This window comes from Pseudomonas citronellolis, from assembly GCF_029335315.1.
GTDB lineage: Bacteria > Pseudomonadota > Gammaproteobacteria > Pseudomonadales > Pseudomonadaceae > Pseudomonas > Pseudomonas citronellolis_A.
In genome coordinates this window covers 1-9,071 of the sequence record NZ_JARJLT010000084.1, presented here as the reverse complement: position 1 = coordinate 9,071, position 9,071 = coordinate 1, and the positions used below count along the sequence as shown (strand labels likewise).

The following is a 9,071-nucleotide window of genomic DNA, read 5'->3' as shown; positions in this document are numbered from 1 at the left end:
CACTGTCAAGCACCTCGGCGATCTTCTTTTCAACTCAGCGCTGAAGCGCCAACTGAAAAGCGGCAAGTGAATCACCTGCCTGACCACCACTCTCAACTTCTTTTCGCTTAAGTGCTTGATTTTCAAGCTCTTTCAGCGCTTCGTCGCTGGGAGTGGTGCGCATTATAGGGAGATAAAAATCCCCGTCAACGACTTTTTGAAACTTTTATTGCAGCCCGTCGGCGGCGCCCCGCCAACGGGTTCGATTCCGCTTCTCTATATAAGAAGCAGAACGCCTCGATTTACACCCGCGCCAGGAAGTCACCCAGCAGCGCCCGGCAATTGTCGCGATTGGACGCCTCACGTTCGGCTATCTGCGCGCGGATACGCTCGGGCAGGTCGCCCGCCTCCTTCATGAAGCGCCGCCCCTCTTCGCTGCGCTGCCAATAGGCGACCCAGGTATCGAACATCGCCGTGTCGATCTCCGGGTGGAATTGCACACCCAGGCTGCGCCCATGCCGGTACGCCTGCGCCGCCAGCTCGGTGGCGCCGAGCAGGGTGGCACCCGGCGGCGGGGTGAAAGCGTCGAAGTGGAAGTTCAGCCAGGGGCCGCGGAAGGCCCAGTCTGCCTGCGGGGTGTCGATGGGCGTCCAGCCGATCTCGGCCTGGCGGTTGCGGTACACCTCGCCACCCAGGGCGCGGGCGAGCAACTGGCTGCCGAAGCAGATGCCCAGGGTCGGCACGCCGCGCGCCTGCACTGCCTTCAGCCAGGCCAGTTCACCGGCCAGCCAGGATACCCGGTGATCGTAGGCGGACTCCGGGCTCCCCAGCACCAGCAACAGTTCCAGGCGGTCCGGCGCCGGCAACCCTTCCTCTATACAGCGCAGTTCCAGATCGATGCCCTGCTCGGCGAACAGCTCCGGCAGGCAACCGGCGACGTCGCCAGCGTCATGCAACACGGCAATGGCACGGGATGGTTTCATGGCTTCACTCCTTAAAAGATTCTAAAACAGATTTTTTATTTTCCACCTTCAGATTCGACGAAACCCGCGTCATTGCTGGCTCCAAGCTGCCTCCACCCCACTCGGCACCGGCCTGAAGGGCATGGGAAGATGAAAAATCCCTGTTGAAAACTATAAAACCATATTTTAAATTGAATTCCATCCCCCGCCGCCCACCGACGGCGGATGGCGACGCCGCCTCCCGGCTTCGCCCATGACAACAACAGCGCCCCGCCCGCAGGCGGCAAGCGCCAGAACGGAGGTGTCCGAATGACCACCAGCGCCCCTACCCGCCTCGATGACGCGCCCTACCTGGATGTCAGCGATCCGAGCTTCTCGATGCGCTCCCAGGCGGTAATGGATGCCCGCGCGAAAAGCTGGTTCGCCCGCACGCCCTATGGCATCGCCGTGCTGCGCTACGACGAGGTGAACAAGCTGCTGCGCGACCAGCGCCTGCGCCAGGGCAGCTATGCCTGGCCCGCGCACAACAACGCCACCGGCAGCTTCGCCGACTGGTGGATGCGCATGCTGCTGAGCAAGGAAGGCGCCGACCATTCGCGCCTGCGTCGCCTGGCCAACCCGGCCTTCGCGCCCAAGCTGGTGAAGCAGATGATGCCGGACTTCCAGCGCCTGGCCGCCGACCTGATCGCGCAGTTCGAAGCGCGTGGCGAATGCGAGTTCGTCAGCGAGTTCGCCGAGCCCTACGCCACCCAGGTGATCTGCCTGCTGCTCGGCCTGCCGATCAGCGAGTGGAAGGGCCTGGCCGACCTGGCGGTGGAGATGGGCCTGGCCCTGGGCGTCACCTTCAAGCGCGACGAAGCGCGGATCAACGCCGCCACCGACAAGCTGTTCGGCTACGCCCGCCAGGCCGTGGAAGCGCTCAAGCGCAACGGCCTGGGCGAGGACTTCCTGAGCAACCTGGTGCGCGCCAACGAAGAGGACAAGAACGCCCTCAGCGACAACGAGCTGTACGATATGATCGTCCTGGCGATCTTCGGCGGCATCGACACCACCCGCAACCAGCTCAGCCTGGCCATGGACACCTTCCTGCAGCATCCCAGGCAATGGGAACTGCTGGGCAACGACGCGGAACTGGCCCGCGCCGCCGTGGAGGAAGTGATGCGCGTGCGCCCGACCGTGACCTGGGTGACTCGCGAAGCGCTGGAGGACTTCGAGTACCAGGGCCTGGCAATCGCCAAGGGCACCACCGTGCACCTGTTCAGCCAGGCCGCCGGCAGCGACCCGCACGCCTTCGAGGACGCCAGCTTCGACATCACCGCCAAGCGCCTGCCGCACTTCGGCTTCGGCGCCGGCGCGCACCACTGCATCGGCCACTTCATCGCCCGTGGCGACATGACCGCCGCCCTGGCGCTGCTCGCCCAGCAATTGAAGAACCCGGCGCCCAACGGCGAAGCCGAGTGGCTGCCGGACAGCGGCAACACCGGCGCCACCCGCCTGCCGATCCGTTTCGACGCGGTCCCGGCGAAATGAGCACGCCCAGCGTAGCCATAGTCGGTAGCGGGCCTTCCGCCTGCTACCTGGCCCAGGCCCTGCGCAAGCACTGGCCGGAGGCGCAGATCGTGTTGATCGAGCGCCTGCCCGCGCCCTATGGCCTGGTGCGTTATGGCGTGGCGCCGGACCACCAGGGCACCAAGGCCGTGTGCCGGCAGTTCGAGCGGCTGTTCGAGCGCGAGGGTGTGGAGTTCCTCGGCAACCTGGAGATCGGCCGCGACCTGTCGCTGGAGCAGCTGCGCGAAGCCTTCGATCTGGTGGTGCTTGCCACCGGCCTCTACGGCGACCGCCGCCTGGGCATTCCCGGCGATGAGCTGGCCGGCGTGTACGGTTCCGGCCGGGTCACCCGGCTGTTCAACGGCCACCCCGACGAGAACGGCTTCGCGCCGGCATTCGGCCGCCGCGTGGCGGTGATCGGCAACGGCAACGTGGCCGTCGACGTGCTGCGCCTGCTGGCCAAGTCAGCGGAGGATTTCGTCGGCTCGGATATCGCCGACGCGCCACTGCAGGCCCTGCTGGCCGAGGGAGTCGAGCGCATCGACGTGGTTGGCCGTTCGCCCGCCGCCCAGGCCCGTTTCGACCCGGTGATGCTACGTGAACTCGGCAAGCTGGCCGGGGTGCGCATCCGCGTCGAGGACCTGCCGCCGGAGCACTCCCCGTGCGCCGACGCCGCCGAACAGGCGCGCCTGGAAGCACTGCGCGCGCTGGCGTCCCAGGAACAACCTGCCGATGGCCGCGAGCTGGTCTTCCACTTCGGCTGGACGCCTCAAGCCATCCACGGCGCTAAGCGCGTCGAGGTCCTGGAACTGCGCCACGCCGACGGCCGCGAACTGCGCCTGGAGCTGGACAGCCTGGTCAGCGCCATCGGTTTCGAGGAAGCCGCCGACGCCAGTCTGCGCCGCGACAGCCTGCTCGGCGCCAGCGCCGACCTCGACCGTGGCCGCCTGGACGCCGGCCTGTACTGCGCCGGCTGGCTGCGTCGCGGCCCGCGCGGAACCATTCCGGAGAACCGCCAGGACGCCCGCCTGGTCGCCGAGGCGATGTTCGCCGACCAACAGGACGCACCGCGTGGCGGTCGCCCCGGCCTCGCCGCCCTGCCGGCCGAGCTGCGCGAGCGCTGCGTGAGCTACGCCGACTGGCGGCGCATCGACCACGCCGAAACCCAGGCCGCCGCCCCCGGGCGGGCGCGCCGCAAGATCACCGACCGCGCCGGCATGCTCGCCATCGCCCGCAGCCCCCTGGAGAACCCCGCATGAACATCCTCATCCTGTTCGGCACCGAGACCGGCAACGCCGAGATGGTCGCCGACGACCTCGCCGACGCCCTGGGCGCCGACTATTCCACCCAGGTCCGCGACATGGCCGCGTTCGACCCGGCCACGCTGAACCCGCAGGATTTCCACGTCATCGTCTGCTCCACCTACGGCGACGGCGAACTGCCCAACAGCGCCCAGCCGTTCCAGGCCGCGCTGCAGAGCCAGCGCCCGCAACTCGCCGGCCTGCGCTTCGCTACCTTCGGTCTCGGCGACAGTTTCTACGAGACCTTCAACCGCGGCAGCCGGATCATCGCCGAAAGCCTGGTCGAGTTGGGCGCCACCCAGGTCGGCGAACACGGCCAGCACGACGCCTCCAGCGGCGAACTGCCCGGCGACGCGGCCCTGGCCTGGGCCAAAACCCTGCTCGGGCAGATCTGAAGGAGAGCGCCATGCGCCTGTGCATCATCGAGAATGGTGTGATCCCCGAGGACCTGCAGGCCGAGTTCGGCAGCTACCCCGGCATGATCGAGAGCTGGCTGGCGCCGGCCCTGCCCGAGGCGGAGTTCACCTACGTCTCGGCGGTGCACGGCGAAGCCCTGCCCGACGCCGAGGCGTTCGACGGCTACCTGCTGACCGGTTCGCGGCACAGCTGCTACGAGCACAGCCCGTGGATGTTGCGCCTGGTCGCGTTCCTGCGACGCCTGCGCAGCCTGCGCCAGCCGGTGTTCGGCATCTGCTTCGGGCACCAGATCATGGCCGACGCCTATGAAGGCCGCACCACCCGCGCCGAGGTCGGCTGGGGCGTCGGCGCCCAGGCCTACCACTACGCCAGCGTTGGCCTGGAGGACGCCGCCACCCTCGTGTTCCACCAGGATCAGGTCAGCAGCCTGCCGCCGGAGGCGCGCGTGGCCGGCGGCTCCGCGCATTGCCCGCACGGCGTGCTGGAGTACGCCTTCCCGGCGCGCTCGGTGCAATTCCACCCGGAGTTCACCGCAGGCTACCTGGGCGCCTTGCTCGACCGCTACGGCAACGGCCTGCTGCCCGCCGACGTCACCGCGCGGGCCTGGGAATCGCTGCAACGGCTGAGCCCGGACAACCAGCAGATCGCCCGCTGGGCCGCCGGCTTCTTCCGCGAGCACATCCGCGCGGCCTGATCACTTCCCTACACCCCAGCCCAGGGCTGGCCAGAACGTTTCGTTTCTTGCAACAAAACATATAAACACATAGTTCATACATATAAAGCCCATCCGCCCATAGCAGCGCGCCTTGCCTGCCGCTGCCCGAGGAGTACCCCGAAATGACAGCGCTCGACCTACACAAGGAATACAACACCAGTTCCGCCGTCGCCCAGGACCTCGCCGCGCGCATCCGCGAATCCGGCGTGGAATACCTGTACTACCAGGTGGTCACCCTCAGCGGCCGCGTGCTGGCCAAGGTGGTTCCGGCCAAGCACCTGCTGCGCAACCTGGAGAAGGGCGTGCAGTTCCACCGCACCGCGCTTTCCGACCTGCAGAGCACCCGCGCCGGCGTGCTGCTCGGTGGCGGCGCCCAGGCCGCCGAGTTCACCGCCATCCCTGACGTGAGCAGCTTCAACGTGCTGCCCTGGGACAAGTCCATCGGCAGCTTCTTCTGCCGCCTGTACGAGCCCGACCACCGCCCGGAAGTGGCCGGCCAGGTGCTCGCCACCGACGCCCGCGGCCTGCTGATCGACAGCCACAAGGCGTTCACCGCCGACACCGGGCTGAGCCTGAAGACCGGCTGCGAGCCGGAGATGACCTGGTTCGGCGACAAGCTGGAGGTCAAGGTGCGCCCCGGCGCGAGCCCGGCCTACCACCTGGGCAACCTGGAGACCATGCGACCGATCTTCCAGCGCGTGATGCAGTACGCCGGCGCCATGGGCCTGGACATGATCGAGGGTGACTACGAGGACCCGGGCCAGCTCGAGCTGAACTGGATGTTCGACGACTGCCACCTCACCGCCGACCGCCTGGTGACCTACCGCCTGATCTGCCGCCAGGTCGCCAACGAATTCGGCGTGCGCGCCAGCTTCATGCCCAAGCCGACCACCGGCAGCATGGGCAGCGGCTGCCACCACAACTTCAGCCTGTGGCGCGGCGAGCAGAACGTGCTGTCCGAAGCCGGCCGCCGCGAACTGCACCTGACCGACATCGGTCGCCACGCCCTCGGCGGCCTGCTGGCCCACGCCCCCGGCTCGATGCTGGTGATGGCCTCCACCGTGAACTCCTACAAGCGCTTCTGGGACGCCGGCCTGTTCGCCCCCAACCGCCTGAACTGGGGCATGGACAACAAGACCTGCACCGTACGCCTGTCGGCCAACGGCCGCCTGGAATACAAGCTGCCCGATGCCAGCGTGAACCCCTATCTGTCGCACACCCTGCTGCTCGCCGGCATTCGCGACGGCCTGGAGAACCGCACCGACCCGGGCGTCCCGGACAACAGCGACAGCATCCCCGCCGCCCGCGAGAACGTGCACATGCCGATGACCCTCGGCGAAGCCGTGCAGGCCTTCGACAAGGACGCCGTGGTGCGCGGCGCGCTGCCGCCGGCCATGGCCGAGCTGTACCGCGACCTGAAGGCAGACGAGTGGGCGCGCTACTGCTCCGTGGTCACCGAATGGGAAGCCAAGATGTACATGGACTACCTGCCATGAGCCGGGTATTGCGCGTTCTCTGCGCCGACCTGCCGGCCCCGCCGCTGTTCCACAAGGACGCCGACGGCTACCGCCACGGCTACGAGTCCGACGTCGCCCGCGCCCTGGCCAAGCGCCTGGGCCGCGAGGCGGAGTTCGTCTACCGCAACTGGGCGGACTTCTACCCGGCGCTGGAAGCCGGCGACGCCGACCTGCTGCTGTGTGGCCAGGGCATCTCCAACTACCGCCTGACCCTCGCCGACTTCACCGCGCCCTACGCGGTGTTCGACGAAGCCGTGATGGTGCTGCGCGGCAGCCTGGTGCGCAGCCCGGCCGACCTGGTCGGCAAGCGCGTAGGGGCGATCGCCAACAGCCTCAACATGGCTCTGGCGGAAACCTTCGAAGGTTGCATCACCGTGCCCTTCGGCGGTGATTCCGACGATGTGCTCGGCGACATGGTCCGCGCCCTGCGCGAAGGCCGGATCGACGCCCTGGTGGACGACGACGTGGCGCTGGTGCCACTGGCCGAGGAGGCCGACCTGGCCATCGGCTTCAGCGTGCCGACGCACAATCGCTGGGGCATCGCCATCAAGCGCGGCCAGGGGCCGTGGCTGGACGAGGTCGACAGTGCCCTGGCGGCGCTGAAGGCCGACGGCGAGCTGCAACGCATCTGGCAACAGTGGATGCCGAGCCTGCCCTACCCGTTCTGACACAAGCGGCAGCAAACGGCCGCCCCGCGGGGCGGCCGCTTTCGACGTTAAAACCTGAGTATGAGGTTATACTGCGCCAGCCCCTCCCCTTCGGCTCTTACAGGAGTTCTGGCCTCGGCGCCCAGCACACGCCGCGGTCGCAACGCAGTATGAATGGAACCTCTCACACCGCTCCCGGCCCGTTCATCCGCCTGCGCCAGGAAGGCCGCACCGAAGAAGTCGTCCGTCGGTTGATGGACGCCATCGACCTCGGCCTGTTCGCCGAGGGTCAGCAACTGCCCAGCGAAACCGAGCTGGCCATGCAGTTCGGCGTAGCCACCGTGACCCTGCGCGAAGCCCTGGCCTACCTGCGCCAGCGCGGCGTGATCGAGACCCGTCGCGGCCGCAATGGCGGCAGCTTCATCCGCGCCATCGAGGAAATCCCCGCCGAAATCGTCCTCGGCCGCCTCGACGAACTGAGCACCATCGACCTGCGCGACCTCTGCGACGAGCACATCGCCATTTCCGGCACCGCCGTGCGCCTGGCCGCCAAGCGTGCCTCGCGCGAACATCACCAGCACCTGGCGCAGTACATCGAGGCCCTCGGCAAGGCTGGTACCCGCCACGAGCGGCGCCGCGCCGACGCCCGCTTCCACATCGAGATCGCCGTGGCCTCGCAGTCGGTGCGCCTCACCCACGCGGAAATCCGCCTGCAGGCGGAGATCGGCGAGTTGCTCTGGCTGCCGGTGCCCGGCGCTCCCAGCGTCGAGGCGATCCAGCATGAGCACGCGGCGATCCGCGAGGCGATAGTGGCCGGCGACCCCAACCTCGCCGGGGCCCTGGTCGAAGCCCACGTGAACCGTGGCATCAAGCGCCTGATCGACATGAAGCTGGAACTGCTGGCGCAGGAAGCGCCCTGACCGCACGCCCCCGCCTTGCGCAGGATGGGCTGAGTGTGCGAACCCCATGCGGCCATGGTGATGGGTATCGCTTCGTGCTCTGCCGGAATGATCATGGGAAAACAGTTACCCATGTCTCCCGGCAGAACACTTCGCTCAACCCATCCTACGACGGCGTTTCCCCGCACCCTCCTTTCCCCGTCGTCCCCGCGAACGCAGGGACCCAGAGACCTCGGGTCGTTCAAGCGCCGTTCGCGAGCAAGCTCGCTCCTACAGAATTCGTTCCGGCGCCGCCGCACAGCCGATTGGCATGACACTTGCCCTGTTTTTCGCCTATAAACCTCTGATTTAGGATTTTTATCCTTTCCGAGGTCCGCTGCCCCTTAGAACAAGAGAGTCCAGGCCATGGCGAGCGCAGTAAGTGGTGACCAGCTGAACGAATGCGCCCAGCGCATCGACGTGTCGATCAGTAACATCTTCGCCCAGATCGGTACCCTCGCCGAGGAAATCGAGCGTGTCTGGCGCGACGCCGGCGACAAGCCGGTGGCCTCCGCCGACCTCGCCAGCCTGCGCCCCCTCATCGAAGCCAGCCTGACCCAGCCCGGCGCCTGCCTGCAGGGCTGCGGGGTGGTGCTGCAGCCGGGCGTGCTGCACGACCAGGAGATGTACCTGGAGTGGCGCCAACTGGGCAGCGCCGGGCGCACCATGCCGCTGAGCCTGAACTTCAACCGGCGCTGCGAGACCTTCTACGACTACAGCGCCATGCCCTGGTTCGCCACGCCGCGCGACAGCGGGCGCAACAGCGTGGTCGGCCCCTACGTCGACCTCTACGGCCAGGACATGTACATCCTCACCTTCTCCCGCCCGGTACAGGTGGACGGCCGCTTCATCGGCGTGGCCGCCGCCGACATCGCGCTGAACCGCTTCGAGCGGGTGGTCACCGCCAAGCTCATGCGCCTGGAGCACGAGGCGCTGATCCTCAGCGCCGAGGGCCGGGTGGTGGCGGCCAACACCGCCAACTTCATCGCTGGCGAGATGGCCAACCTCGGCTTCGCCCTCGACGCCCGCTGCCAGCGCGCCAGCCTG

Annotated in this window: 9 protein-coding genes; 8 read left to right on the top strand and 1 reads right to left on the bottom strand. The window is 67.6% G+C overall.

Translation table 11 applies throughout. The features are described 5' to 3' along the window. Positions 1–281: 281 nt before the first annotated feature. On the bottom strand, positions 282–962 hold the full coding sequence (locus P3W75_RS07345; protein ID WP_276226710.1) for a type 1 glutamine amidotransferase: 681 nt from the start codon (positions 960–962) through the stop codon (positions 282–284). A 288-nt stretch (positions 963–1,250) separates the two neighbouring features. Between P3W75_RS07345 and P3W75_RS07340 the strand changes: the two genes are divergently transcribed. The 8 genes from P3W75_RS07340 to P3W75_RS07305 all read left to right on the top strand — a co-directional run. After that, positions 1,251–2,471, top strand: a complete 1,221-nt coding sequence (locus P3W75_RS07340; protein ID WP_276226709.1) for a cytochrome P450 — start codon at positions 1,251–1,253, stop codon at positions 2,469–2,471. Then, positions 2,468–3,748, top strand: a complete 1,281-nt coding sequence (locus P3W75_RS07335; protein WP_276226708.1) for an FAD-dependent oxidoreductase — start codon at positions 2,468–2,470, stop codon at positions 3,746–3,748. Before P3W75_RS07340 ends, P3W75_RS07335 begins: the two co-directional genes overlap by 4 nt. After that, positions 3,745–4,185 (top strand): flavodoxin domain-containing protein, encoded by a 441-nt coding sequence (locus P3W75_RS07330; protein WP_276226707.1) that lies wholly within the window; start codon positions 3,745–3,747, stop codon positions 4,183–4,185. Before P3W75_RS07335 ends, P3W75_RS07330 begins: the two co-directional genes overlap by 4 nt. An 11-nt stretch (positions 4,186–4,196) precedes the next feature. Next, the gene (locus P3W75_RS07325) at positions 4,197–4,901 is read left to right on the top strand and encodes a type 1 glutamine amidotransferase (protein WP_276226706.1); all 705 of its coding nucleotides are present in this window, start codon (positions 4,197–4,199) and stop codon (positions 4,899–4,901) included. A 143-nt stretch (positions 4,902–5,044) separates the two neighbouring features. Continuing rightward, complete coding sequence (locus tag P3W75_RS07320; protein ID WP_276226705.1) at positions 5,045–6,418, top strand: glutamine synthetase family protein; 1,374 nt, start codon at positions 5,045–5,047, stop codon at positions 6,416–6,418. Then, complete coding sequence (locus tag P3W75_RS07315) at positions 6,415–7,107, top strand: substrate-binding periplasmic protein (protein WP_276226704.1); 693 nt, start codon at positions 6,415–6,417, stop codon at positions 7,105–7,107. Before P3W75_RS07320 ends, P3W75_RS07315 begins: the two co-directional genes overlap by 4 nt. Positions 7,108–7,256: 149 nt before the next feature. After that, positions 7,257–8,006 (top strand): FadR/GntR family transcriptional regulator, encoded by a 750-nt coding sequence (locus P3W75_RS07310; protein ID WP_276226703.1) that lies wholly within the window; start codon positions 7,257–7,259, stop codon positions 8,004–8,006. Between the two features lie 384 nt (positions 8,007–8,390). Next, positions 8,391–9,071: cache domain-containing protein (locus P3W75_RS07305; protein ID WP_276226702.1), on the top strand; the 681-nt coding region annotated here is incomplete at its 3' end.

Coding starts and splice junctions, on each gene's coding strand:
- P3W75_RS07345 (WP_276226710.1), bottom strand. CDS start 962: ATGAAACCATCCCGTGCCATTGCCGTGTTGCATGACGCTGGCGACGTC.
- P3W75_RS07340 (WP_276226709.1), top strand. CDS start 1,251: ATGACCACCAGCGCCCCTACCCGCCTCGATGACGCGCCCTACCTGGAT.
- P3W75_RS07335 (WP_276226708.1), top strand. CDS start 2,468: ATGAGCACGCCCAGCGTAGCCATAGTCGGTAGCGGGCCTTCCGCCTGC.
- P3W75_RS07330 (WP_276226707.1), top strand. CDS start 3,745: ATGAACATCCTCATCCTGTTCGGCACCGAGACCGGCAACGCCGAGATG.
- P3W75_RS07325 (WP_276226706.1), top strand. CDS start 4,197: ATGCGCCTGTGCATCATCGAGAATGGTGTGATCCCCGAGGACCTGCAG.
- P3W75_RS07320 (WP_276226705.1), top strand. CDS start 5,045: ATGACAGCGCTCGACCTACACAAGGAATACAACACCAGTTCCGCCGTC.
- P3W75_RS07315 (WP_276226704.1), top strand. CDS start 6,415: ATGAGCCGGGTATTGCGCGTTCTCTGCGCCGACCTGCCGGCCCCGCCG.
- P3W75_RS07310 (WP_276226703.1), top strand. CDS start 7,257: ATGAATGGAACCTCTCACACCGCTCCCGGCCCGTTCATCCGCCTGCGC.